Genomic DNA, 24,223 nt, shown 5'->3' on the forward strand with positions numbered 1-24,223 from the left:
GAACACCGATCCATCCTTGGTTGAAGAAATCCGCGCCGTGTCCCGCGCGATGGTGCGCGAGCTGGGCTTCATGGGCGGCGGCAACTTCGCCGGCACAGATCTGTCGCCCTCCGCCGTGCATGCGCTGATCGAGATTGAGAAGGGCGGTGTCACCGCGCGAGATCTCGGCACCCGCCTTCGCCTGGAAAAATCGAGCGTCAGCCGCATGCTGCGCAAACTGGTCGAGTCCCGCGACGTGAAGGAGACGGCCGGAGAAGACGATGGCCGCGTCAAAATCCTGTCCCTGACTCCATCAGGCAAAAAGCAGGTCGCAGCGATTCATGCGTTCGCCCGCGCACAGGTCGCCGATGCGCTTGCGCGGCTCAAACCCGGCCAGGACCGTACCGTTCTGGAAGGACTGCGCCTTTATACCGATGCACTTGATACGCAAGCGAACGGTGGCACTGCCGCTGCGCCCATCGAAATCATAGCGGGTTATCGGCCGGGCCTCATCGCGCGCATCACGCAAATGCACGCGCTCTACTATGCGCGGGAAGTCGGTTTTGGGCAGCGTTTTGAATCGGTTGTGGCGAGTGGTTTAGCTGATTTCTGCAATCGCTCGGAGAGCCCCCGCAACGCGATCTGGACCGCCGTAAAAGAGGGCCAGATCATCGGCTCGATAGCGATCGATGGCGAAGACTTAAATAAAGAAGATCCGGATGCCAACATCGCGCATCTACGCTGGTTCATCGTCGACGACGCAGTGCGCGGCGGTGGCGGCGGCAGAAAGCTGCTCGCAGCCGCCTTGGCTTTCGTGGATGAAAAGGCTTTCGCCGAAACGCATTTATGGACCTTCAGCGGTCTTTCTGCCGCCCGGCGTCTCTACGAAGCGCATGGCTTTGTCTGCGCGGAAGAATGGACCGGCGAGCAATGGGGTAAGGCTGTCCAGGAGCAGCGCTTTGTCAGGCCCCGCCCATGACGAACGCTGCCTCGCCGAACGCCCCTTCCCTTATGGAGCTTGCCGGCCCCACTCCCGTCCGCGCGCCGGCCAGGCGGCTGAAAGGCCGCGTCTGCCTCGTCACCGGCGCCACCCGCGGCATCGGCCGCGCCACGGCCTTGTTGATGGCATCGGAAGGTGCGGCGGCCATCGTCGTCACCGGGCGACGGCGCGAGCTGGGCCAGGCTCTCGCCGAAGATATCCAACGATTGGGCGCGGACAGCCTCTTCGTCACCACGGACGTAAGGCGGGAATCAGACAGTGCCGACATGATCGCGCAGACGATGGCGCGGTTCGGCCGGCTCGATGCCGTATTCAACAACGCGGGTTTTCAGGAGCGGCGCGCGCCGCTCGTTGAGCAAACCGACGACGTCTACGCTGAGGTCTTCGATACGAACGTGCGCGCGGTCTTCCACGCCATGCGCCATGAGATCCCAGCACTGCTCGCCTCGGGCGGCGGCACGATCGTCAACAATACGAGCGTCAGCGGCATGAGGAACCCCAATCCAGGGCTGGCGCTCTACGGGGCGTCCAAGGCGGCGATCATATCCCTGACCCGTGCGGCCGCGATGGAATATGCGCCCTCACGCATTCGCATCAACGCGGTCGCGCCAGGTCGCGTCGTCACCGACATGATGCTGCGTTCAGGCATCGCCGACATGCGAACGGTTGCGGCTGGCCTGCCGCTGCGGCGGATGGGGCATCCGGAGGAAGTTGCCGCCGCCGCCGTCTGGCTGATGTCCGACGAGGCCAGCTACGTGGTCGGACATGTTCTGGCCACCGATGGCGGCTTTCTCGCCGGGTAGCCTATTTCACCACCGGCTTTGCCGCCTTGCGCGGCCAGCTCACCAGGAGCAGACCGGCGATCAGCAAAGCCACCGCCAGCGCGAATTGCGGTGGCAGCGGATCGCCCATGATGGCCCAGCCAGCGACAACGCCCAGCACCGGCGTCAAGAAGGTGAGCGCCGACAGCTCGGCGGCACGATAGTGCGAGACCAGCCACATCCAGCCCATGAAGGTGATCGCGGCGACCCAGATCGTCTGATAGGCCAGCGACGCATAGGCCAGAGCCGAGATGGAAAAGCTCGGCGTTTCACCTTTCAGTAAAGCTGCAAGAACCAGAAAAAATGACGACACTGCAAGCTGATAGAGCAAAATCTTCGAAGCTGGCGCGAATCTCAGTTTGGTCCCTTTGATGATCAGCGTGGTGATCGCCCAGCCAATTCCCGCCAGCAGACACAGCACATCGCCGATCAGCATTTCCTTTGAGACGCTGAACGAGACGCTCAGCGCCAAGGCGACACCGATGAAAGCCAGAGCCAGACCGACCCATTGCGACGGGCGCAGGCGCTCGTCGGGTGCGACCCAGATGATGCCAAGAGAGACGAAGAGCGGCGCCGTATAGATGAACAGGATGGCGTGGCTCGCCGTTGTCCATTGCAGGCCGAGAAACAGCAACAGGAATTCCAGGGCGAAGAACGCGCCAGCCACCAGGCCGCTGACAAGCGTGCCGTCACGGCGAAACACGTCCGGCTGCCGCAGCCACATCCAGGTGGCGACAACGATACAGGCGCCGACTGAGCGAACCGAGGCTTGCGTCAACGCCGGCACTTCCGGCATGGCCAGTTTGGCCGCCACCTGTTGCACCGACCAGGACAAACAAAAACCAAGGGTCAGCAACAGACCGAGGCGGTCGAGAGAGCGGGACGCGGACATGATTCTGATTCACCTCTGTCACCGGACGCTGCACGGCGACTAGAAATTAGGCAACATCAGATTCCGCAGGTCGCGAATGCAAAAAGGCGGCGAGGCCTTTCCTTGGACCCCGCCGCCCTTTTTGGCCCGGTGCACGTGTCTCGCGGCAGCCGGAACAAACGTTTTGCTTTACAGGCCCGCCAGATAACCCGACGGATCAACTGGCGTGGAGCCCTTACGCAATTCAAAGTGCAGTTGCGGCGACGAGACGTTGCCCGACTGGCCGGACGTGGCGATGGTCTGCCCACGCTTGACCGCTTCGCCGCGCTTCACGCTCAGCTGGCCATTGTGCGCATAGGCCGAGACGAAGCCGTTGGGATGGCGGATCAGAACCAGGTTGCCATAGCCCTTCAGCTCGCTGCCGGCATAGGCGACCACGCCGCCTTCCGCCGCTTTCACAGCGGTGCCTTCCGGCACGGCGATGTTAATGCCGTCGTTGCCACCAGCCTTGAAGCCCTGGATGACGCGGCCACGGGCCGGCCACCGGAATTCCGGCTTGCCGTCGTCGCTGCTGACGCTGGCGGTCGTTGTCGGCTTGGCCTCCTGGGCAGGCGGCACGCTGGCGGTCGGCGTCGCGTCAACCTTCGTCGGGCGCGCGGCCTCCAGCTTGGCGGCTTTCACCGCTTCAGCCGGCTTTTCGGCCACCTTCTCGGGCTTGCGGGCCGGCTCCGGCTTTTTCACTTCAGCCAGCTTCGGCTTTGCTGTCGGAGCCGGCTTGGCGGCTTCGGCAACCTTCGCCGGTGTGTGCTCGGGCTTGGCGGCCATGACCGGCTTATGCTCGGGCTTGGCTGCAGCAGCGGCCGGTGCCGAAGAGGACTGAGCCGACAGATTGTAGATCGGGATGACGACGCGCGTGCCCGGCTGGATCTGCGAGGCCGACGACAAACCGTTGACCTTCAGCAAGGCCTCCTGCGGCACGCCGTAGCGATTGGAGAGCGCGCTCGCCGTATCGCCCTGCCCGGCCGTGATGGCTGTGCCACCGGAAGCGGTCCACGGGCCAGACGAACGAACCCCTGCGGTCGCGGTCGTCGCGACATGCGCAGCGGGCGCGGCCGACAGTTGCGGGCTCGGGGTGGCTGGCGCGGTGTAGTTCGGCCGCGAAGGGATCGTCGGCGGCGGCAGTGGCGAGGACTGGATCGAAGCCGACCGCACCGGAGCGGAGGCTGCCTGGGCAACCGGATAACCGCCGTTCACCGGATCGGGCGGACGTGGCACCGAGCCCGTCGCGCTGCGATCAACGCCGCCCGTGAGATCGGCCAGCCTGGAGGAGTCGGAGCACCCAGCGATCAACAACGCGGTAGCGCTCATCAAGGCAAAGCGCATTGGCATGCGCATCGAGGAGAAATTGAACCTTGCACTCATTTGCTTACCCGCACACCACGCATCACTTATGCAAATTCAGTAATGACGCAGGCCGGTTAAGACGGGGTTTATGATGAATCTATTTGTCAGAATTTTCGAGAATTCTGCGCGCGGATTATAATATCCGACTGAAATAACTATGTTTTATAATGTAATAATGCGTGCATCAAAGTGGTCGAAAGCCGCTCTACCTTAAAGCCGGAGCGATTTTCCCGGCACCAGCGACGCCAAGCGGCAGGGTGCGATGATCGTCACTTCGTAACCATCCGGTGCGTCGGCGGCGCGTCGCAAACTGACCAGATTGACGTTCCCTTCCGCATCGGAACGTGCACAGACGATGAGGCCGGCCTGGTGAATGAGCCCGCCCACCTGCCGGGGAATCTCGTTCATCACCCCATGGACGAGAATGCGATCAAACTGCCCTGCCCCCTCGGGCGGGGCCAGACCATCGCGCCATTCGATCTGGGCATTCTCCAGCCCCAGCTGGCGCAGCCGCTCGGCCGACTGGCTCGCCAGGGTGCGATAGCGCTCACAGGACAGGACCTCGCTGGCGACATTGGCCAGGATCGCGGTGGTGTAACCGGAGCCGGTGCCGATCTCGTAGACGCGCATCGAAGGCTGCACCTTCAACGCCTCGAGCATACGGGCGACAAGGAAGGGCTCCGGCATGGTCTGACCGCAGGCGATCGGCAGGGCGATGTCGCGCCAGGCCAGGTCGACATGCCGGTGCGGCACGAACAGTTCACGCGGAATAGTTTCGAGCGCCCGCAATATCCTGAGGTCGGAAATGCCTCGCCCGCGCAGCCGCAGTACAAAGGCCATGCGGGCCTGATCGGTGGCCGATAGCGGCGTGGTCGCTGGAACGCCGCCGTTCACGGCGTCATTCCCGAATCTTTATTTTCACGCGTCTTTGTAGCGTTTGACGATTCCGTCAAAGCACAAAACGCTATGACATCAGGCAAAGGCACCGGCATATTTCTGCATAGCCTCCCGGTCGGTGAGATCGATGCGCAATGGCGTAATGGAAATACGATTGTCGGCAAGAGCTGCGAGATCCGAGCCCGCTGCCGGCGCTGATGTCTGGCGCTGAAAGCCAATCCAATAATAAGGACGGTGGCGGCCATCGAGCCGCTCCTCGACGCGCAGCAACGCCGCGTCGCGTTTGCCCTGGCTGCAAACCGAGATGCCGCGCACTTCGCTCGCCGAACAGCGCGGAAAGTTGACGTTGATCAACGTGCCCAGGGGGATACCGAGCTCGATCAGGCGGCGCAGCACGTCCGGGGCGTGGGTTTCGACATTGTCCCAGGGAATCATGTCGCGCGCGCCGGCCGGAAAGCTCTGCGACAAGGCGATGGCCGGAATGCCGAGAATGGCGGCTTCCATGGCGCCCGCGACCGTGCCGGAATAAGTGACGTCCTCGGCGACATTGTGCCCGGCATTGACGCCAGACAGGACCAGATCCGGCCGGGCGCCCTCCAATATCTTATGGATGGCCATAATGACGCAATCGGTCGGCGTGCCCTGGACGGCGAAATGACTGGGGGTGACCTCGCGCAGGCGCAGGGGATCGTTGAGTGACAGCGAATGGGCAACGCCGGACTGATCGGCCTCCGGGGCGACGACGGTGATCCGGCTGGCGCCGAGCTGGCCGGCAATGCCCTCGAGGACTTTGAGGCCCGGCGCATGGATGCCATCGTCATTGGTGATCAGAATATGCATGCGCGCGGCTGGCCTTCTCGGTTCTGGCCATCCCCAGTTTTGGCCTTTGTTCAGCGCTGTATCTATAGGGCATGGACGATTCTAGCCAAGACTAATTCCCCGAGCCCTATTCGCGCGCCCAGCCCCCGATCAGCCCCTTCCCGCTTGTCCATAAAAAAGCCGGCGGCCCGAAGGCCACCGGCTGAAGATCGTTCAGGTCGCCCTGCACAATCGCGTTTCTTACGAAACGCGATTTGCCTTTAGTAGCGGGCGAGGACCGGACCGGCGGCGCTGCCGAAGCGGTAAGACACGCCAACGCGAACGGTGTTTTCCTTGAACCGGGTGTTAGCCGAACCCAGCGGGAAGAAGCCGACGTTAAACCGGCCGAAGTCGGTGTAACGGTATTCGGCGCGAACCGACCAGTTGTTGTCGATGGCGTATTCGACGCCAGCGCCAACCGTCCAACCCGCGCGGGTCGTCGAGGTCGAGGAAGCGAACGGCGGCACGAAGACTTCGTTGCGGATGCTGGCGAAGGCGACACCACCGGTGGCGTAGATCAGGGCGCGGTCGAACGCGGCGACGCCGACGCGAGCGCGCAACGAACCCTGCCACGGAGCGCGTGTCTTGAACGTGCTGCCAAAGAAGTTCGAACCCGAGCCCTTCAGCGACGTGGCTTCGATGTCACCTTCGACACCGGCGACGATCATGCCGAACTGCTGGTTGTAACCGGCATGGAGACCACCGACGACGCCATTGGCGTTGTAGCCGAAGCCAGCGAGTTCGCTACGGCCCCAGCCGCCACCGATCTGACCACCGACGTAGAAACCGGTCCAGGTGAAGATCGGAGCAACGTAGATCGGAGCCGGAGCCGGCGCCGGGGCGCGGCGCGGAAGGTCGGCCGCCATGGCCGTGGAAGCCATCGCCGAAAGCGCGGCGGCGGTCAGGAGGATCTTGCGCATATTCATTTCCTTTTCACTCATCTCAAAACCAAGCGCCCCATGCAGTGTGTGCTGACACCAAATCGCCGCACATTGGCTTTGGTTCCCGCCGAAATGCGCTTTCCAGGTCTTCCAGAAGGCAAAGCACGGTAGGTGTCGCAGCCGAGGCACAGGTCCGTTTAACAAGACCAATGTGGCTGAGATGTGCCTTAAAAATGGCCTCCGTTTCGTTGTGATAAGCTGTTGCATCGAAGTAACATAACCATTGGCTAACCACTGATTTAGCTGAAACTATTAGATGTTTTAAAACGGGTTCCAAGAGGCTCACAACGAGCCACGGGACGAAGCGCCATGAAAGGCGACCAAACTCGTCGCATTATGGCGCGAATGTGGTCACGTTCATGACGCTGGATCGAAATGAGCCAATTATGGCAAGCGAATCTTCACCATGTTCACCGAACGGTGATGGTCGAAAGGCCGTTCATGTAGGGCCGCAGCGCCTCCGGCACCGTCACGGAACCATCCTCGTTCTGATAGTTCTCGAGAATCGCTACGAGCGCACGACCAACAGCAACGCCTGAACCGTTCAGCGTGTGGACGAATCGCGTTTGCTTGCCTTCGGCCTCACGGAACCGCGCATTCATGCGCCGGGCCTGGAAATCACCGCAGATCGAGCAGGATGAAATCTCGCGGAAGCGATCCTGTCCCGGCAGCCAGACTTCGATGTCGTAAGTCTTCTGCGACGCGAAACCCATATCCCCCGTGCAGAGCAGGACGACGCGGTAGTGCAGCCCCAGGCGCTTCAACACGGCTTCGGCGGATGCGGTCATGCGCTCATGTTCGTCGCGCGATTGTTCTGGTGTGGCGATCGACACCAGTTCGACTTTGCTGAACTGGTGCTGGCGAATCATGCCGCGCGTGTCGCGCCCCGCCGCCCCTGCTTCAGCGCGGAAGCAATAGGTGCCGGCGGTCATGCGCATCGGTAGTTGCTTGCCATCGACGATGCTCTCGCGCACCAGATTGGTGAGAGGAACTTCGGCGGTGGGAATGAGCCAAAAGCCATCGCCAGCAGCGAACTGATCGTCACGAAATTTCGGCAACTGCGCCGTGCCGAACATGGCGTCGTCGCGCACCAGCAGCGGCGGGTTCACTTCCTCGTAGCCATGCTCCTGCGTGTGCAGGTCGAGCATGAATTGCATCAAGGCGCGTTCGAGCCGCGCCAGCGCGCCCTTCAACACGACGAAGCGAGCGCCCGACAATTTGCCGGCCGTCTCGAAGTCCATCAGCCCAAGCTTTTCGCCGATGTCGAAATGTTCTTTCGGCACGAAGTTGAAGCGCGGCTTCTCGCCGACAACGCGCTGTTCGACGTTGTCGTGCTCGTCCTTGCCTTCAGGCACTTCGTCGAGCGGCGTGTTCGGGATGGCGCCGAGTTCGACGTTCAGCGCTTCGATGGCGCGCTTTTCCTCAGCCTCATAGCCGGCCATGCTGTCCTTCAGCGTGGCGACCTCGGCCTTCAGCGCGTCGGCGCGCGCCATGTCCTTGTCCTTCATCGCCGCGCCGATTTCCTTGGAGGCGGCGTTGCGACGTTCCTGCGCCTTCTGTGCCTGGGCGATGGCGGCGCGACGGGCATCGTCGAGCGTCAGCAGCGTCTGCCCTAGCGGCTCCAGGCCACGGCGACGGCGGCCGGCATCGAAAGCCTCGGTGTTCTCGCGGATCCAGCGAATGTCGTACATGGGATGTCCAATTGGCGTGCTTTGCCCCGCAACGTCGGGCGGTCGGCTGCTACATGCAACAAAAGCGGCGAGAGGCCAAGACGCGGGGGGAAGATGCGCGAGCGGACAGGGAGGAAAGACGGGCGCAAGGAGCGCCCGCCTGGATGTCTCAGACCAGCCGGCTCTGTTCCTTCGCCGCGGCAATGAAGCTGGCGAACAGTGGATGCGGCTCGAAGGGGCGCGATTTCAGTTCCGGATGGTACTGCACGCCGATGAACCAGGGATGGTCCTCGAACTCCACCGTCTCCGGCAGCAGGCCATCGGGCGACAGGCCGGCAAAGGTCAGGCCCTTGTCTTCCAGCCGCTGGCGATAGGCCGTGTTGACCTCATAGCGGTGCCGATGGCGCTCGGAGATATCCGTGGTGCCATAGATGCCGGCGATCTTCGAACCGGGCTTCAGGCTCGCCTTGAAAGCACCGAGGCGCATGGTGCCGCCCAGGTCGCCTTCCGCGTGGCGCTGCTCGAGCTCGTTGCCGCGCATCCATTCGGTCATCAGCCCAACCACCGGCTCGGATGACGGGCCGAATTCGGTCGAACTCGCCTTGTCGATACCAGCCAAGGCGCGCGCCGCCTCGATCACCGCCATCTGCATGCCAAAGCAAATGCCGAAATACGGCACCTTGCGTTCTCTGGCGAAACGCGCCGCCAGGATTTTGCCTTCGGAGCCACGCTCGCCAAAGCCGCCCGGCACGAGAATGCCATGGACGCCTTCGAGATAGGGCGCCGGATCTTCCTTCTCGAACACTTCCGATTCGATCCAGTCGAGTTTGACCTTGACGCGATTGGCCATGCCGCCATGGGCCAGCGCCTCGATCAGTGACTTATAGGCATCCTTGAGGCCGGTATATTTGCCGACGATGGCGATGGTGACTTCGCCCTCGGGATTGTGGATGCGCTCTTCTACCCCAGCCCAGCGACGCATGTCGGGCTTGGGCGCCGGCTCGATGCCAAAAGCAGCGAGCACTTCGCGGTCGAGCCCGGCTTCGTGATAGGCGCGCGGCACGTCGTAGATATTGCCGACATCGCGCGCCTCGATCACGGCGCTCTCGCGCACGTTGCAGAACAGGCCGAGCTTGCGGCGTTCCTCGCGCGGGATCTCGCGATCGGTGCGGCACAGAAGAATGTCGGGCTGAATGCCGATCGAGCGCAGCTCCTTCACCGAATGCTGAGTCGGCTTGGTCTTCAACTCGCCCGCCGAAGGGATGAAGGGCAGCAAGGTCAGATGGACATAGATGCAGTGATTACGCGGCAGATCGTTGCCGAGCTGGCGAATCGCCTCGAAGAACGGCAGGCCCTCGATGTCGCCGACGGTGCCGCCGATTTCGACCAGAACGAAATCGACGCCGTCATTCCCTTCCAGGACGAATTCCTTGATGTGATTGGTGACGTGCGGAATCACCTGGACGGTGCCGCCGAGATAGTCGCCGCGCCGCTCCTTGGCGATGATCTCCTGATAGATCCGGCCCGTCGTGATGTTGTCGGACTTGCGCGCCGGCGTGCCGGTGAAACGCTCGTAGTGACCGAGATCGAGATCGGTCTCAGCGCCGTCATCGGTGACGAAAACCTCGCCGTGCTGATACGGACTCATCGTGCCCGGATCGACGTTGAGATAGGGATCGAGCTTGCGCAGGCGGACCGTGTAGCCCCGCGCCTGCAGCAGCGACCCCAGGGCCGCCGATGCCAAACCTTTGCCGAGCGAGGAGACCACGCCGCCGGTGATGAAAACGTACCGCGCCATGGGAACCGAGACCTATCCTTTCGTGATCGATTCGGGGAGGACTTTCGTACCACCCCACGGGATATACACAGCCGTGTTCAGACGACCGTCCAAAAGCAAGGGGCCGGCGAACCGGCCCCTTCTTGAAATCTCGAACCGCTTACCGTCCCGGCTGGGGCGGCTGCGGCGCGGCCGGAGCAGCTGGCGGTGCCGCCGGCGTCTCCATCCGCTGCAACTGATCAAACAACGAGCCGCCGGGCGCCGGCGCCTGGCCGGGCTGGGCCGGAGCAGTTTGGCTGGCCGGCTGGGCGCCATCCAGAACAGAGCCCGGCGCGCGATGGATATTCGCCAGAATTGTCAAAGCCAAGCTAGTCAGAAAGAAAATCGTACCAAGAATGGCCGTCGCCTTGGTCAGCGCATTGGCCTGGCCGCGGCCCGTCATAAAGCCCGAGCCACCACCAAGCCCGAGCGCGCCGCCCTCGGAGCGCTGCAGCAGCACCACCACGACAAGCGCGATCACAACCATAAGGTGAATGACGATAAGTACCGTATCCATGAAAATTCCGGGGTCTGGCGGCAAAACACCGCCTGCAAGCCTGTCACTTGGTGCCGGCTCTTACACGATGCAAGGGCCAAGGGAAACCCTGTTGCGAAACCCTATTGCGGCTCGATCCCCGCTGCCTTGGCCGATTCAATGGCGTTGCGCGCCTCCCGGGCCATCAGAGCGGTAAAATCAGCTGTTGATGTGGGTGCCGGAACAAAACCGAACGGCTCCAGCCTGGCAGGTAATTCCGGCCGGCTGGTGAAGGCGAAAATTTCGTCGGACAGGGTTTTGACGATCTCCTTGGGCGTCGCCACCGGCGCCAGGAGGCCAAACCAGATCGATCCTGGCTGAAACCCCGTGGCGCCCGATTCGGCCACTGTCGGGGCATCTGACAGGGTTGGCGCGCGCTTCTGGCCCGTCACCGCGAGAATTCTCAGTTTCCCCTCCTTGGCGGGCGCGACGGTCGTCACCGCCGTGGCAATGCCAAGACCGACCTCCCCCGCCATCAAGGCCGCGGCCACCGCCGCCTCGCCCTTGTAGGACACCGTGACCATGTCGAGGCCGTAGCCACGCTTGAAGCTTTCGACCGTGAGGCGGTTGCCGGCGGCGAAGACCCCGGCGTTGAACTTGCCCGGATTGGCGCGCACCTGCGCCAGAAGCTCCGGCAGGGTCTTGACCGGGCTACTGGCCGGCACGGCGATGAAATACGGGCTCTCCACCACCTGCCCGATGGCCACGAGGTCCTTTTCCGGATCGGTCGCCGGATTTTTGAACAAGGCGCGGAAGGTCGGCAACGAGGGCGTCGTGAACAGCAACGTCAAACCGTCGGGCTTGGAGCGCGCCACATAGGTCGGCCCGATCAACGCATCCGCACCGGGCCGGTTCTCGACGATGACGGTCTGCTTGAAGCGCTGGTTCAGATGTTCGGCGAAATAGCGCGCGATCGTGTCGGCGCTGCCCCCTGGCGGGAGAGCGATGATGATCCGGATGGGACCGGCCGGATAATCCGCCGCCGAGACGGCGGACGAGGCGATCGCCGCACTCAGAAAGGCGATCGCGCGAAATGCAGACGCTAAAAAGCCTGTTTTTTTGACCTTGCTCATATTTCCCCCTGCCGGTCATTGCCGAGCAACTTTTGTTTGTTGAGACTGTCGTAGCGCCCCCGAAGGGCCGCAGCAAGTTGGCGAGGAAACGATGCTTAAACTCTACACGGCTCGCAATTCCATCTGCACCCAGAAGGTGTTCATCACTCTCGACGAGAAGGCGATCCCCTATGAGATGCAGAACGTCAATCTGTTCACCAACGAGCAGTACAGCCCGGAATATCTGAAGCTCAATCCCAAGGGCGTGGTCCCAACCCTGGTCGATGGCGGCAATGCGGTCGTCGAGTCGACGCTCATTTGCGAATATCTCGACGAGACCCATCCGCAAAAGCCGCTGATCCCCGCCGATGCCTTTTCACGCACGCGCATGCGACTGTGGTCGAAACTGATCGACGAGCAGATTTTCGAAGCGACGCGCGAGATCAGCTTCTCAGCGCATTTCCGTTACAAAATGCAGAACATGACCGAGGAACAACGGCAGGTGCGCTTCACCAATGTCGGTGATCCGGAGCGGCGCGCCAGATTTCTATCGACCTACGAACATGGCGTCGAAAGCCCCTATGTGTTTCAGGCCATCGGCCACTTCGAGAAAGCCTTCAAGGCGATGGACGTAGCGCTGGCGGAAGGCGGTCCATGGCTGGTCGGATCATCCTATACCCTGGGCGACATCAACATGGTGCCCTATGTCGCCCGCCTCGCCTATCTCGACCTACTCGACATCTGGATCGCCGAGCGACCGCGCGTACAGGATTGGTGGCAACGCGCCAAGACGCGGCCGAGCACCATCGAGGCGATCAACAATCGCCTGACGAAGGATGAGACTGAAGAGATGCAGGCCTATGGCCACAAACTGCGCGATGCGATCGCGCGGCGGCGTGCCGAATATCTGTCGACGGCGAAACTTTAAGTTATGGATTTGCCCGATAGAGCGGCCCGTCCATGTTCCTTTTGTCTCATCGATGTATCGACCAGGGAAATCGCCATGGCGATTTCTTGGCCGGCATGAGCTCGATAGGCAGATTGCCTTTACTGATATACGCCAATGCGCGCTCGTACCGCGACTTTGTCATCAACTTCTGGTCCTCAAGCACGGCGATAATTTCAAACACTTGTTCGTGACTGGCTGGTACGTCGTCAGTATTCCAAGTACTATCAAACAATCCGAGATGAACCGAACTATCAATACAAAGAAGTCTGCGGCCAGTTTTCGCTAAAGACCGTTCGTGCAAGATCGTCATCTGCCAATCGATATCGTATGGCGTGTGATGAGGGAGTGGTAAAAACTCCAGCAGCGTTTCCGTTCTCATCAGATAGAAGCAACCACGCTCAGCTTTCTTTGTCTTGCCGATAACCTTCTGGCTGCCGATATGGAAAACATGTCTTTCGGAAGCCGCGTGCTCCACGGAGTCATGCCCACTCAGAATAGCTACGCTTGGGTCCCCTGCAAGAATGTCTATCAATGACCTGAGCGAATGCTTGAAAAACATATCGCCATCGAAGATCGCGACATAATCCGGAGCGTTATGACAGGCGAAGGTAGAGGCTTGCGTGACCGCTGAACCGAATACGTTCAGCGCATACGGAATACCCATGTTTCTTGGAAATGCGATCTTGAAAATACTGTGGCGGTCCCACGAAACGTTCTCGATCACGCGCTTGGTTTCACGGTCGCTCCCGTTGTCAAAGATCCATATACCTGCTTCGACGCCCTCAAGGCGAGGCAACAACGAAGCTAGGCTTACAGAGAACAAATCGCCACGATTCCAGACGGTATAGAATACGGCCAGCGAAGGAAGAGATGTGTCCGGCATTGACCTATCAGCGATTGACGACACGTACCTCCATATATTCATGGCTTCATCACAGTAGCAACTCCGATCAGACCCACGGCAGCAAGCTGCGCGACGCGATCGTACGGCGTCGTGCCGAATATCTATCGATGGCGAACTTTAGGCCGCGACCTTCCGGCGACGCGTGCTGGTGGCAGGAGGCTTCGGCGCTTCCATCGGCGGCATGGCGTCGGCCACTTCGCGAAACAGTGAGCGCAGCCAGGCGATAGCCGGATCGCGCTCCTGATATTTGTGCCATTGCAGCTTTTCGGCGAAGGGCGGAATCTCGACCGGGCATGGCAGCACGCGTACCGGCACGCGTTGCGCCAATTGCCGCGCCAGCCGCGTTGGCAGGGTCGCGATCCGCGATGTGCCAATGACGAACTCCGGCACCAGCGTGAAGCTTGGCGCGATGATATCCTGGCGGCGCGTCCGCTTGCCAATGGACAGCAGTTGCGCATCGATGGTGACACGGCGTCCCCCGCCCCACTCGACCGCGACGTGAGAAGCCTCGAAATAGTGATCGGCGGTGAGCGCGCCACCGGCGGGCTTATAATCGGCACAGACCACGCAGGAGAATGAATCCTCGAACAGTGTTTCGGTTGGATGGCCTGGCACGGTTGAGAACTCCGGCGTGATCAGCAATTCCACCTCGCCGCTCTCCAGCCGCTCCGGCGACTGCGCCGACTTCACACGCAGATCGAACTGCACCAGTGGCGCGATCCGCGCCGCGCGGCGCGTCACTTCAGAGAGAAACACGCCCATGACGTAGTCCGACGACTCGATGACGAAGCGCCGCTCCGATGTCGCTGGATCGAAAGAAGGCCGCACCTGCGTGATCGTCTGGATTTGCATCAGCACGTCACGTACCGGCTTGGTCAATTCCAAAGCCAGGGGCGTTAGTACCTGCGTCTTGCCGACAGGCACCAACAGCTGGTCTTCGAAATAATCGCGCAGGCGGGCGAGCGCGCAACTCGTCGCCGGCTGGCTCAAGAACAGCTGTTCGGCGGCACGGCCGACACTGCGCGTGGCCAGCAAGGTGTCGAGTACGACGAGCTGGTTGAGGTCGAGCTTGTTGAAACGCACGAGGCAGCTCCATTTATTTGTTAAATGTAGAATATTGAAACAATTAATTTTGTAAATACTGAGCTGTCGCCAATAGTCCGCCGCATAACGGCCGGGAGGCCTATCGGAGGGGCGGCTATGAGGGATACCGGCAGCGCTTACTCGCCTTGGTCACAATGGGGCCTCGTCGCCACATTGACCGTGGTGACCATGCTGGCGCAGATCGACAAGAACATTCTGGTGCTGATGGTCGGGCCGATCCGCGCCGATCTGGGCATCAGCGACGTGCAGATCAGCTTTCTGATCGGCGCCGCTTTCGCCATCGCCAACATCCTGGTGGGGCTGCCAGCCGGCTGGCTGGCCGATCGCTTCGATCGCCGCCTCATCATCGTGGTGGGCGTCCTGATCTGGTCGTTGGCGCTCGCCGCCAATGCGGCAGCCTCCGTCTTCCTCGCACTCGTCGTCGCACGCATCGTCGTCGGTGCCGCCGAAGCGCTGATCCCACCCGCCTCCTATTCGCTGATCCGCGATGGCGTCGAGGAAAGCCGCCGGGCACGCGCCCTCTCCGTCTATACGATGGCGATCATGCTCGGCACCGGCCTGTCGCTGGTTCTCGGCGGGCCATTGATGAGCGCCATCGAAGCGGCCGGCATCAATTCCTTGCCGATCATCGGCAAGGTTTCGCACTGGCAGGCGACGCTCTTCATCATCGGTCTCGCCGGCCTGCCGATTGCTCTGCTGATATTCCTCAACAAGGACCCGGGCCGCCCGAGCAACACCGGCAAGAGCGACAAGCCCGCCGTCTCGGCCGTCGCCAACTATCTCATGGCGCGCAAGGGCATTTTCATTCCGTTGCTCGTCTTTTCGGTCATGAACGCCATGATCAATTTTGCCCTGGCGACATGGATCCCCACGGTGGTCACCCGCCAGTTTCATCTCGGCATAAAAGAGATCGGCCTCATCCAAGGCGGCATGCTGTTGACCATCGGCCCGCTCGGTCTGTGGTTGGCGGGACTGGCCATGGATCGTAAGGCGACCGGCAGGCGCGCCTCGTCGGCCGCTCTCGTCGGCATCATCGTCACCATCACTTTGACCGCCTTCACCATCTCCCTGTGTCTTTCCAACACGATCAGCTGGTTCTGGTTCTTCGATGCTTTGGTGGTGCTGTGCTCGACGACCTATCTCGCCGTCGGCTCGACCATCGTTGCCCGGACAGTGCCGGCGCATTCGGTGGGGCTCGTGATGGCGCTAGTGCTCGTGCTCAATGGTTTGATGGGTCAGGGTCTTGGCCCCACCCTCATCGCCTTCGTTGCGCAGCAGCTCTACGGCACCGGTCCCAACGCCTTGGCGAGCGCCATGGTGCTGGTCTTCGCCTGCGCCGGGGCGATCGCTTTGATCGCAGCCATCTGGCTCTACACCGCGCTGCTGCGGCAGGAGCAAGCCTCGGCCCCTGCGCTCGCGCAGACACCGGCGGCCTGAGCGAAGACCAAGGAGCAAGGCCAAGGCCAAGGAGATGCAGATGGAGTGGGATGTGATCGTCGTCGGCGGCGGGCCTTCGGGCCTGACCATGGCGGCGGAACTGGCGGCATCGGGCGTCAAAACCCTTGTTCTCGAGCGACGGGTGGAAGGCGTGCAATCACGCGCCGGCACGATCCTGCCCCGCATGTTGGAACTGTTCGATGCGCGCGGCATCGCCGAGCGCTTCATCGAACGAGCCCGCCAGATCACCGACTTCCCCTTCCGCAAGTCGCACATCTGGGCCGGCTTCGATCCAATCGAATGGAAATATCTGGAAACACGGTTCGGCTTCGGGCTCGGCCTGCCGCAGAATATCACCGAGGAGATATTGCAAGGCTGGGCGCTTGAAAGCGGCGCGGAGCTACGCTGGGGCGCTGAAGTGCGCACGCTTCGGCAGCAAAGCGACAGCGTCGAAGTGGATGTCGCGGATACGTCCGGCGCGATCTCCACCTTGAAGGCGCGTTATCTGATTGGTGCCGATGGCGGCCGCAGCGTGGTGCGCGCGCAGCTGGGCCTTCCCTTCGAAGGCACATCGGGCACGTTTCGCGGCATTGTCATTGATGCGGAACTGCAAGCGCCATGGCCAGGGCCGATCGGCAACGACAACGAAATGGGTTGGGCGCGCGGCTATGCCTTTGGCGATGGCATCACCCGCTTCAACATCGTCCATCGCGACCGCCGCCACGCGGCAAAAGACGAGCCGGTGACGCTGGAAGAAGCCCTGCAATGCCTGCGCGACGTGCTTGGCAGCGACTTTGGTATCAAGGGCTTTCGCTGGGCGTCGCGCTTCGACGATCAGTTGCGGGCCGTACCGCGCCTACGCGAGGGCCGCGTCTTCCTGGTCGGTGAATCCGCCCGCATCCACTATCCCGCCAGCGGCGTTGGCATGAATTTCTGCCTGCAGGATGCCTTCAATCTCGGCTGGAAGCTCGCCCATGTGGTCAAGGGCCTCGCTGATGAAAGCACGCTCGACAGCTACGATACCGAGCGCCTGCCGGTCATGCACGCCTTGCTCGAAAGCGTGAAGACGCAATGCGTGCTACAATTCAATTTCGGGCCGGAGGGCGTGGCGATGAAGCGACGCTTCAGCGAACATCTGCTGCCGCTGCCTGACGTACAGCGCAAGCTGGTGCTGGAACTCTCCGGGCTCGAAGCGCCCTATCCGAGCGCCTCCGGCAGCCATCCGCTAACCGGCGCGCGCTGCCCCGACGTAGATGTGATGACGCGCGATGGCCGCTCGACGCGCATCACCGAAATGCTGCGCGATCGCCAGTTCGTGCTGCTCGATCTCGAAGGCTACGGCCGACAGTTCGACGCCCTGCCCGTCGCCGGGCGGCCGATCGCCGTTCATCGCGTCTGCCTTGGACGCGTACCCCAGGCCCTGGATGAGGTCAAAGGCCTGTTGGTGCGGCCCGACGGCTATGTGGCCTGGGCCAGTACACAGGCCAACCAGCTCGCTGCTGTTGAAGCGCAGCTCAATACATGGCTGAGGTAATGAGCATGGAGAAACAACCCACTCTGTTGAGCGGCGGCTGGATCCTGAGCATGGATCCTTCGATCGGTGATCTGCGCAAAGGCGACATCCTGATCGAGGGCGAACGCATCACAGCCGTCGCGCCGCAGATCGACGCGCCGCAGGCTGAGCGTATTGACGCCAGCGGCATGATCATAGTGCCCGGCTTCGTCGATACCCATCGCCACACCTGGCAGACCTGCGTCCGCCATCGCTATGCGGAGATCGATCCGCAGATCTATTTCCGCGAAATGCTCGGCGCCAAGGGCGCTGCCTATCGGCCGGAAGACGTCTATGTCGGCACGCTGCTCGGCGCCGTCGCGGCATTGGAGAGCGGCATCACCACCATGCTCGACTGGTCGCATGTGCAAAACAGCCCGGAGCATTCCGACGCCGCCATCTTCGGCCTGCGCGACGCCGGCATTCGCGGCGTCTTTGGCCATGGCTGGCCGCTGGTAGAGGGCGACTCATGGATGTTCAGCAGCCAGCGGACGCACCCCTCGGACATCCGCCGGCTGCGGCAGCAATATTTCTCGTCCGACGATCAGCTGCTGACGCTCGCCATGGCGGGGCGCGGGCCGGAAATGGCGCAGCGCGAGGTCTGGCTCGATGACCTCCGTGTCGCGCGTGACCTCGCCATTCGCTCGACCATCCACATGGGCGCCTATGCGCGCAATGGCGGCGTGCGTGCCATCGCGCAGATGCACGAAGCCGGCGTGCTCGGCGACGATATGACCTTCGTGCATTGCTGTTTTTGCGGCGACGACGAAATCAAAATGATGGCCGACGCCGGCGTCAGCGCTTCGCTCGGTGTCCATTGCGAGATGAATTCGCAGGGCATCGGCGACATTCCCTTCGACCGCTTGCTCGCTGCCGGCATCAAGCCCAGCCTCAGCGGCGACACGGAAACGAAATGCGCCGGCGACATGTTTACCCAGATGCGCCACACCTTCGCCTACTACCGATCCTGGGTCGGCGGCCAGCACTCGCGCGTTGCCCAAGTCCCGGCCCTGTCGCTGCGCGATGTGCTCAGTTTTGCCACCATGGCGGGGGCACAAGCCAATGGGCTGGCGCACAAGGTCGGTTCGCTGACCCCGGGCAAACAGGCCGATATCGTCATGATCCGCGCCGACGACCTCAATCTCGCGCCGGTCTCCGATGCCATCGCCGCCGTGGTCCTGGCTGCCCATCCGGGCAATGTCGACACGGTCTTCGTTGCCGGACAGGCGGTGAAGCGCGGCGGAAGCATGCTGAATATCGATCTGGACGCACTGCGGCAGCGGGCGCTGGCCTCGCAAATCTATGTGCTGGGCGACGCCGGGGCGCAGCATGCGCACGGACACCAACACTGAGGCACCCGCACTGAAGGGTTAAACCCGTTCCCATAAAAGCAATGGCAAAGCTCTCGCTCTGCGCGCCTTGAACCGCTAAAACCATCCTCGCCGATAAATAAAACAAGGCTCGGGGATGGAAATGAACAAGCGGTTTCAAGTGGCTATCGTTGGCGGTGGCCCAGTTGGCCTGGGTCTCGCGCTCGATCTGGGCGCCCGGGGGATCACCTGCGTCCTGATTGAACGGCGCACCCGCCACCATCGCATTCCGCGTGGGCAGAACCTGACCCAGCGGACGCTCGAGCATTTCTACTTCTGGGGCATTGTCGATCAATTGCGCGCCGCGCGCGTCATGCCGCCGGGCTATCCCATCGGTAACGTCAATGCCTATCGCAGCCTGACGAGCGAATACTGGCACGCCCACGAAGGTCGCGAGACCGTGCGGCGCTATTTCTTCCAGGACAACGAGCGGCTGCCGCAATATCAGACCGAAGACGTGCTGCGCAGCAAGCTCGCCACCATTCCTGCCGCCGAACAACGGTTCGGTTGGACCGCCGGCAAGCTCGAACAGGACGACAAAAGCGTCCGCCTCGAGATCGCCGACGAAAACGGCGCCACGGAAACCATCGAGGCCGACTATCTCGTCGGCTGCGATGGCGCCCATTCGACGATCCGCGCCCAGGTTGGCATCGAGCGCGGCGGCACCGATTTCGACCAGGTGATGATGCTCGCCGTGTTCCGTTCGCCGGAACTACATGAAAGACTGAAGCGTTTTCCGGAACGCTCGACCTATCGCGTCATGGATCCGGCGCTGAATGGCTATTGGCAGTTCTTCGGTCGTATCGATGTCGGCAATGGCTTCTTCTTCCACTCGCCGGTGCCGGCCGAAGCCGCCCAGAAGAAAGATTTCGACTTCCAGGGCGTGTTGGAGAAGGCGACCGGCTTCAAGTTCAAGGCCGAGTTCGATCATATGGGCTTCTGGGACCTGCGTGTCGCCGTCGCCGACAAGTATCAGGTCGGGCGCGTGCTCATTGCCGGCGATGCGGCCCATAGCCATCCGCCTTATGGCGGCTTCGGCCTCAACAACGGGCTGGAGGATGCGCGCAATCTCGGCTGGAAGCTGTGGGGCGCTTTGCAAGGGTGGGGCGGCGCTGGTCTTGTCCCCTCCTACAGCGAGGAACGGCGGCCGGTGTTCAAGGAAACCGGCGAGGATTTCATCGCTTCTCGCATCGAGGCGGAAGGCAAGTTCCTGCACACCTATGATCCGGCCGTCGATCGCGAGGCGTTCGAAGCCGCCTGGAAGCAGAAGGAACGGGAAGACGGCCTGATGGCCTCCCGCTACGAACCGAACTTCGAGGGGTCGTCGATCATCTTCGGGCCGCCAGGCGGCAAGTGCAGCGCCCATGGCGCACATATGCTGAAAGCCCGCCCCGGCCATCATCTGACACCGCAACCGCTCTCCAATGGCCGCGATGTCTATGAGGAACTCTGCGACGGCTTCACCTTGCTCGCCTTCGACGTGGACGACAAAACCGTCGCTGATTTCGAGACGGCGGCCAAGACACTCGGCATTCCCTTCAAAGCCATTCGCGACACCTATGCGAACGGCCGACAGGAATATGAGAGCAAGCTCGTGCTGGTGCGGCCTGATCAATATGTGGTCTGGACGGCGGACGCAGCACCAGCCAACGCTGAAGCGGTGCTGCGCAAGGTGGTCGGCAAGAGCTGAATGCTCTTGCCTGTCCTCTTTACTGCTTGACCCAGCCGGAGGCCTCGACCAGAGGCCCCCAATATTTCATGTCGGCGCTGATTTCTTCGGTCATGCCGGCCGGTGGCTTGGGACGCGGTTCGAAGGCCAGCGCCTTCATCCGCTCGATCACCATCGGCTGCGCCAGGGCCTTCATCATCGCCGCCGACAGAGCCGACATGACCGCGTCAGGAGTCTTTGCCGGCGCGAACATGCCGAGCCAGAAATTCAGCTTCATCGGATAGCCCTGCTCCAAGGCGGTCGGCACGGTGGGCAGCTGCGGCACACGCTTCTCATCGGTGATCGCGATGATGCGCAGCTGGCCACCCGCATGCTGTTCGAGGAAATCGCCCAGTGCCGTGATTCCCGCCGGCAGATGGCCGCCGACGAGATCCTGCACCATCGGCACCGAGCCGCGATACGGCACCGGATTGAGCGACACTTTCTTTTCGCGCGAAATCGCCAGCAGCGCGAACTGCGGCTTGCTGCCGGCTGCGGCGATGCCGACGCTGCCCAGTTTCGGATCGCCCTGGACCTTCTTGATGAAGCCGTCGAGATCTTTGACGTCGCTGCCGGCGCCCACCGCCATCGCGCCGGAATAATCGGCGATCTGGCCAACGGCGGCGAAATCAACGAGCGGATCAAAGCCGGGATTGGCCATGGTCAGGGGGACCACGACCATGGTGTGATCGGGCGCCACCATCAGCGTGTGACCGTCGGGCGTCGCGCGCTTCAGCGCCTGCGCCGCGATCTGACCGCCGGCGCCCGTGGTGTTTTCAACCAGGATCTGCGTGCCGAGATCGCCGCGCATCTGCTCGGCCAGCAGCCGCGCCACCACGTCGATCGTGCCGCCAGCCGGAAAGCCGACCAGCAGGCGAATGGGGTTGCCGGAGAAGGACGGCGTCTGCGCCGCGACCGGACTTACGGTCGGACTTGCAGCGAGCAACAGACCAGCGATCAAGCCGGCCATGCGCATGGGCATTTTGATCAGACTCGGCATGCGTATTCCCTTTCGTCGTTCGGGCGAAAAACAGAATGAACCGAGGGGACCCGCGCAACGCCCTGCGTCGCCTATGCGGGCGCCCGATGTCATGGAACCAGCACGATGTCGCGGCGCACGGCGCGCGCGTCGACTTCGATCTCGAGGTCCTGCACGGGCGGCCGGACGAAATGCCAGTTAAGCCCGCCAGCCAAGGCACCGCGCTGGCCGAATTCGTCGGCCAAAGCGTGATGCAAGTCGTGAACGGTATAGAGACGCGTATCGAGCACATCGGCCCAAGAGACGCCCATCGGATCGAAACGCGCTTCGAGATCGCCTAAGGCGAAGCGCAGCTTGTCGCGCAATGCATCGGGCGATGTTTCGCCGAGGCGGACAATGCTGTCGCGATAGTTCGGCCGGTCCGGACATTCGGCAGCGCCCGAGGTGACGAAACTGACGGCGCTGGATGACGACGGCACCGTGTAGCTGAACGCATAGAAGCTCGGCCCCGAGACGCCACCCAGTTCCGGACAGAGATTACAGCGCGCCACCGGGTTGGCATCGTTGCGGAACAAGCCCCAGCGCTCCAACGGCTGCACATAGCTGCGATTAAAGGCGATGAAATCCGCTTCGCTCAACGGTTTGGGCGAGCGTAGCTCGCAAGCGCAGAGCGCCACCGGCGGCCGGCCGATCGACGCCAGATGCGCCTCGATGCGGGCGAAACCTTCGACCAACGACACCGGCTTGGCAAAGCGCGCCCGCTCGATCTCCCAGCCGGGATTGGCGATGACGGCGGCGGAATATTGGAACCCACCGGGCAAATAACGATAGCTGCCGGGATCAAAAGCTATCAAACCACTCATCGCTCGCCTGCCCTTCCGATCGTCATCCGATTAATTACTACGTATTCGTAGTTAATCTGACAAAAGCCCCGGAGGCTGTCAATCGACGCGCTGCTGGAATTGGCGGCAAACGCTGCCTAAAGTTTCGAGCTTTCCAGCCCAAGAAGGCGGCGCAACAGCGCCACGAGCCGTTCGTGTTCAGCCGGCGAGAGCCGCCGCGCCACCGATTGGCGATAGTCCGGGGCGCGCTGCACGCCCTCTTCGAACACAGGCAGGCCCTTCGGGGCCAGATAGAGCGCGTAGGTGCGCCCATCGACCTGCGAGCGCTCGCGACGCAGCAGCTTTTTGGCGACGAGACGGGCGACGAGATCGCTGCAGGTGTTGAGATCGATGCCGATCTGCTGGGCGACGGCGCTTTGCGACAGGCCGGGGCGCTGACCAACGACGGTCAGCAGGGCCAGCTGGCGGGACGTGACCTGATCGCCATAAACCAGCGGGAAAAGCGCTTCGGCTTCGAAATGGGCGCGCCGCAGCAGATGCGGCAAGTGGCGGAACAGTTCGAAGTCGCCAGGCGCAAGCTCGCCGACGCGATCAGATTCAGGGTCCTCGCGTCGCGCCATGGCTCAATCTCATTCGCCGCTTCCGCCCAATCCATAGGCAGGATCGCGGCGATGCTCAATATAGATTAAGTAAATTTCTTCGGACGTTCGGGCTTGAAGCCGTAGTCGAAGAGCAGCTCCTCATCCGGCTTGATGTCCCGCAAGGTTTCGAAAGAGATCGTCGACCGGAGGGCATAGGCAGCCATGTTGGGGCGTTTCGAGTGGTTGATATAGATCGACTCGTTACCACCGACCAAGGCGTCGATGTCGTACTTCTCATTGAAGTTGAAAAGCGGACAATAGCCGATCGAGTCATAGAAGCGGGCGCGGCGGGCGCCTTCCTTCTTGGAAATCTTCTGACCAGCGTAATGAATGACGGCGGTGCCCTTTGGGATATGTTCGTCCGCGAAAAGTCCTCTGCCGTGCTTCTTCGACTTACGTACACTCACCTTTGCCCGAGACATCTGCCCCTCAAATATAAGAATCAATCGAGGGGTCTTACGCTGATGCTCGTCAAGGTTCAATGTCGCAATCAGCGCTCTACACGTTGAAAACCATCGTATCGAGAGGCTCTGGCGTGCCGGTTATCGATGGGCAAGGATGTTGATCAGCGTTCCCACGGGGTCACGTACATAGAAGCGGCGCACGCCCCAGGGCTCGTCAACAGGGCCATATTCGATCGCGATCCCCGCCTCGCCCATGCGCCGATGCGCCTCTTCGAGATCATCGACTTCGATCGATAAAGCCGGCACTTGTGTGCCGGAACCACCCTGGGTCGCCAGGCTGATCTGTGTCTGCATGGCCTCGCCCGAGGCAAGCGTCACGATCCAGCCGTGATCCATTGCGACGGTCAGGCCAAGCAGCGTCTCATAGAAATGCCGGACGGCGGCCACGTCGGGCACCGCGACATTGCTGATGATCCGCTTGACCCGCAT

Annotated in this window: 23 protein-coding genes; 7 read left to right on the forward strand and 16 right to left on the reverse strand. The window is 61.9% G+C overall.

The annotated features are described in order from the left end of the window. Positions 1 to 49 precede the first annotated feature (49 nt). Both BLW50_RS09180 and BLW50_RS09185 read left to right on the forward strand, forming a co-directional pair. Positions 50 to 958, forward strand: a complete 909-nt coding sequence (locus tag BLW50_RS09180; RefSeq protein WP_090708917.1) for a helix-turn-helix domain-containing GNAT family N-acetyltransferase — start codon at positions 50 to 52, stop codon at positions 956 to 958. A gap of 32 nt (positions 959 to 990) precedes the next feature. After that, complete coding sequence (locus BLW50_RS09185; RefSeq protein ID WP_090708919.1) at positions 991 to 1,782, forward strand: SDR family NAD(P)-dependent oxidoreductase; 792 nt, start codon at positions 991 to 993, stop codon at positions 1,780 to 1,782. Position 1,783: 1 nt separating this feature from the next. Here BLW50_RS09185 and BLW50_RS09190 read toward each other — a convergent pair whose 3' ends face one another. The 9 genes from BLW50_RS09190 to BLW50_RS09230 form a co-directional block, all read right to left on the reverse strand. After that, positions 1,784 to 2,692, reverse strand: a complete 909-nt coding sequence (locus tag BLW50_RS09190) for a DMT family transporter (RefSeq protein ID WP_090700630.1) — start codon at positions 2,690 to 2,692, stop codon at positions 1,784 to 1,786. Positions 2,693 to 2,860: 168 nt separating this feature from the next. Further along, a complete protein-coding gene (locus BLW50_RS31235) occupies positions 2,861 to 4,093 on the reverse strand; it encodes a M23 family metallopeptidase (protein WP_210186060.1) in 1,233 nt (410 codons plus the stop codon). A 192-nt stretch (positions 4,094 to 4,285) separates the two neighbouring features. Beyond that, positions 4,286 to 4,969: a protein-L-isoaspartate O-methyltransferase family protein gene (locus tag BLW50_RS09200; RefSeq protein WP_090700633.1), complete on the reverse strand. Its 684-nt coding sequence runs from the start codon at positions 4,967 to 4,969 to the stop codon at positions 4,286 to 4,288. 78 nt (positions 4,970 to 5,047) lie between these two features. Next, positions 5,048 to 5,812, reverse strand: a complete 765-nt coding sequence (gene surE, locus BLW50_RS09205; protein ID WP_090700636.1) for a 5'/3'-nucleotidase SurE — start codon at positions 5,810 to 5,812, stop codon at positions 5,048 to 5,050. Positions 5,813 to 6,051: 239 nt separating this feature from the next. Next, complete coding sequence (locus BLW50_RS09210; protein ID WP_090708923.1) at positions 6,052 to 6,750, reverse strand: outer membrane protein; 699 nt, start codon at positions 6,748 to 6,750, stop codon at positions 6,052 to 6,054. 431 nt (positions 6,751 to 7,181) lie between these two features. Beyond that, the gene (gene serS, locus BLW50_RS09215; protein WP_090700639.1) at positions 7,182 to 8,462 is read right to left on the reverse strand and encodes a serine--tRNA ligase; all 1,281 of its coding nucleotides are present in this window, start codon (positions 8,460 to 8,462) and stop codon (positions 7,182 to 7,184) included. A 148-nt stretch (positions 8,463 to 8,610) separates the two neighbouring features. Further along, on the reverse strand, positions 8,611 to 10,239 hold the full coding sequence (locus tag BLW50_RS09220) for a CTP synthase (protein ID WP_090700642.1): 1,629 nt from the start codon (positions 10,237 to 10,239) through the stop codon (positions 8,611 to 8,613). Positions 10,240 to 10,378: 139 nt separating this feature from the next. After that, positions 10,379 to 10,774 carry a preprotein translocase subunit SecG gene (secG, locus tag BLW50_RS09225; protein WP_090700650.1) on the reverse strand — a complete coding sequence of 132 codons (396 nt, stop codon included), beginning with the start codon at positions 10,772 to 10,774 and terminating at the stop codon, positions 10,379 to 10,381. A gap of 101 nt (positions 10,775 to 10,875) precedes the next feature. Further along, on the reverse strand, positions 10,876 to 11,865 hold the full coding sequence (locus tag BLW50_RS09230; RefSeq protein ID WP_090700654.1) for a Bug family tripartite tricarboxylate transporter substrate binding protein: 990 nt from the start codon (positions 11,863 to 11,865) through the stop codon (positions 10,876 to 10,878). A gap of 91 nt (positions 11,866 to 11,956) precedes the next feature. On the opposite strand from BLW50_RS09230, the gene BLW50_RS09235 reads away from it, so the two are divergent. Continuing rightward, positions 11,957 to 12,772, forward strand: coding sequence for a glutathione S-transferase family protein (locus BLW50_RS09235; RefSeq protein ID WP_090700657.1), 816 nt, complete (start codon positions 11,957 to 11,959; stop codon positions 12,770 to 12,772). Positions 12,773 to 12,818: 46 nt separating this feature from the next. Here BLW50_RS09235 and BLW50_RS09240 read toward each other — a convergent pair whose 3' ends face one another. Both BLW50_RS09240 and BLW50_RS09245 read right to left on the reverse strand, forming a co-directional pair. Then, on the reverse strand, positions 12,819 to 13,676 hold the full coding sequence (locus BLW50_RS09240; RefSeq protein ID WP_139267545.1) for a glycosyltransferase family A protein: 858 nt from the start codon (positions 13,674 to 13,676) through the stop codon (positions 12,819 to 12,821). A 138-nt stretch (positions 13,677 to 13,814) separates the two neighbouring features. Further along, positions 13,815 to 14,780, reverse strand: a complete 966-nt coding sequence (locus tag BLW50_RS09245; protein WP_090700665.1) for a LysR family transcriptional regulator — start codon at positions 14,778 to 14,780, stop codon at positions 13,815 to 13,817. A 117-nt stretch (positions 14,781 to 14,897) separates the two neighbouring features. Here BLW50_RS09245 and BLW50_RS09250 point away from each other — a divergent pair, with 117 nt between their 5' ends. The 4 genes from BLW50_RS09250 (at position 14,898) to BLW50_RS09265 (ending at position 20,850) form a co-directional block, all read left to right on the forward strand. Next, a complete protein-coding gene (locus tag BLW50_RS09250) occupies positions 14,898 to 16,238 on the forward strand; it encodes an MFS transporter (protein ID WP_090700668.1) in 1,341 nt (446 codons plus the stop codon). A gap of 40 nt (positions 16,239 to 16,278) precedes the next feature. Beyond that, positions 16,279 to 17,772, forward strand: a complete 1,494-nt coding sequence (locus BLW50_RS09255; protein ID WP_090700671.1) for an FAD-dependent monooxygenase — start codon at positions 16,279 to 16,281, stop codon at positions 17,770 to 17,772. Positions 17,773 to 17,777: 5 nt separating this feature from the next. Next, positions 17,778 to 19,142, forward strand: a complete 1,365-nt coding sequence (locus BLW50_RS09260; protein ID WP_090708925.1) for an amidohydrolase family protein — start codon at positions 17,778 to 17,780, stop codon at positions 19,140 to 19,142. Between the two features lie 121 nt (positions 19,143 to 19,263). Continuing rightward, positions 19,264 to 20,850, forward strand: a complete 1,587-nt coding sequence (locus tag BLW50_RS09265) for an FAD-dependent monooxygenase (protein ID WP_210186061.1) — start codon at positions 19,264 to 19,266, stop codon at positions 20,848 to 20,850. A gap of 19 nt (positions 20,851 to 20,869) precedes the next feature. Here the strand turns inward: BLW50_RS09265 and BLW50_RS09270 are convergent, their stop codons facing one another. The 5 genes from BLW50_RS09270 to BLW50_RS09290 form a co-directional block, all read right to left on the reverse strand. Continuing rightward, positions 20,870 to 21,868 (reverse strand): tripartite tricarboxylate transporter substrate-binding protein, encoded by a 999-nt coding sequence (locus BLW50_RS09270; protein ID WP_170850074.1) that lies wholly within the window; start codon positions 21,866 to 21,868, stop codon positions 20,870 to 20,872. Positions 21,869 to 21,957: 89 nt separating this feature from the next. Then, positions 21,958 to 22,710 carry a 2-amino-5-chloromuconate deaminase CnbZ gene (locus tag BLW50_RS09275; protein ID WP_090700678.1) on the reverse strand — a complete coding sequence of 251 codons (753 nt, stop codon included), beginning with the start codon at positions 22,708 to 22,710 and terminating at the stop codon, positions 21,958 to 21,960. 116 nt (positions 22,711 to 22,826) lie between these two features. Continuing rightward, positions 22,827 to 23,309: a MarR family winged helix-turn-helix transcriptional regulator gene (locus tag BLW50_RS09280; RefSeq protein WP_090700683.1), complete on the reverse strand. Its 483-nt coding sequence runs from the start codon at positions 23,307 to 23,309 to the stop codon at positions 22,827 to 22,829. Positions 23,310 to 23,374: 65 nt separating this feature from the next. Continuing rightward, positions 23,375 to 23,752 carry an SET domain-containing protein gene (locus BLW50_RS09285; RefSeq protein ID WP_090700685.1) on the reverse strand — a complete coding sequence of 126 codons (378 nt, stop codon included), beginning with the start codon at positions 23,750 to 23,752 and terminating at the stop codon, positions 23,375 to 23,377. Positions 23,753 to 23,872: 120 nt separating this feature from the next. Further along, entirely contained in the window at positions 23,873 to 24,223 is a 351-nt protein-coding gene (locus BLW50_RS09290) for a VOC family protein (RefSeq protein ID WP_090700688.1), read from the reverse strand.

Origin of the sequence: Beijerinckia sp. 28-YEA-48 (genome assembly GCF_900104955.1) — a bacterium.
Lineage (GTDB): Bacteria > Pseudomonadota > Alphaproteobacteria > Rhizobiales > Beijerinckiaceae > Terripilifer.

Coding starts and splice junctions, on each gene's coding strand:
- BLW50_RS09180 (WP_090708917.1), top strand. CDS start 50: ATGGTGCGCGAGCTGGGCTTCATGGGCGGCGGCAACTTCGCCGGCACA.
- BLW50_RS09185 (WP_090708919.1), top strand. CDS start 991: ATGGAGCTTGCCGGCCCCACTCCCGTCCGCGCGCCGGCCAGGCGGCTG.
- BLW50_RS09190 (WP_090700630.1), bottom strand. CDS start 2,692: ATGTCCGCGTCCCGCTCTCTCGACCGCCTCGGTCTGTTGCTGACCCTT.
- BLW50_RS31235 (WP_210186060.1), bottom strand. CDS start 4,093: ATGAGTGCAAGGTTCAATTTCTCCTCGATGCGCATGCCAATGCGCTTT.
- surE (WP_090700636.1), bottom strand. CDS start 5,812: ATGCATATTCTGATCACCAATGACGATGGCATCCATGCGCCGGGCCTC.
- BLW50_RS09210 (WP_090708923.1), bottom strand. CDS start 6,750: ATGCGCAAGATCCTCCTGACCGCCGCCGCGCTTTCGGCGATGGCTTCC.
- serS (WP_090700639.1), bottom strand. CDS start 8,462: ATGTACGACATTCGCTGGATCCGCGAGAACACCGAGGCTTTCGATGCC.
- BLW50_RS09220 (WP_090700642.1), bottom strand. CDS start 10,239: ATGGCGCGGTACGTTTTCATCACCGGCGGCGTGGTCTCCTCGCTCGGC.
- secG (WP_090700650.1), bottom strand. CDS start 10,774: ATGGATACGGTACTTATCGTCATTCACCTTATGGTTGTGATCGCGCTT.
- BLW50_RS09230 (WP_090700654.1), bottom strand. CDS start 11,865: ATGAGCAAGGTCAAAAAAACAGGCTTTTTAGCGTCTGCATTTCGCGCG.
- BLW50_RS09235 (WP_090700657.1), top strand. CDS start 11,957: ATGCTTAAACTCTACACGGCTCGCAATTCCATCTGCACCCAGAAGGTG.
- BLW50_RS09240 (WP_139267545.1), bottom strand. CDS start 13,676: ATGCCGGACACATCTCTTCCTTCGCTGGCCGTATTCTATACCGTCTGG.
- BLW50_RS09250 (WP_090700668.1), top strand. CDS start 14,898: ATGAGGGATACCGGCAGCGCTTACTCGCCTTGGTCACAATGGGGCCTC.
- BLW50_RS09255 (WP_090700671.1), top strand. CDS start 16,279: ATGGAGTGGGATGTGATCGTCGTCGGCGGCGGGCCTTCGGGCCTGACC.
- BLW50_RS09260 (WP_090708925.1), top strand. CDS start 17,778: ATGGAGAAACAACCCACTCTGTTGAGCGGCGGCTGGATCCTGAGCATG.
- BLW50_RS09265 (WP_210186061.1), top strand. CDS start 19,264: ATGAACAAGCGGTTTCAAGTGGCTATCGTTGGCGGTGGCCCAGTTGGC.
- BLW50_RS09270 (WP_170850074.1), bottom strand. CDS start 21,868: ATGCCGAGTCTGATCAAAATGCCCATGCGCATGGCCGGCTTGATCGCT.
- BLW50_RS09275 (WP_090700678.1), bottom strand. CDS start 22,710: ATGAGTGGTTTGATAGCTTTTGATCCCGGCAGCTATCGTTATTTGCCC.
- BLW50_RS09280 (WP_090700683.1), bottom strand. CDS start 23,309: ATGGCGCGACGCGAGGACCCTGAATCTGATCGCGTCGGCGAGCTTGCG.
- BLW50_RS09285 (WP_090700685.1), bottom strand. CDS start 23,752: ATGTCTCGGGCAAAGGTGAGTGTACGTAAGTCGAAGAAGCACGGCAGA.
- BLW50_RS09290 (WP_090700688.1), bottom strand. CDS start 24,223: ATGCGGGTCAAGCGGATCATCAGCAATGTCGCGGTGCCCGACGTGGCC.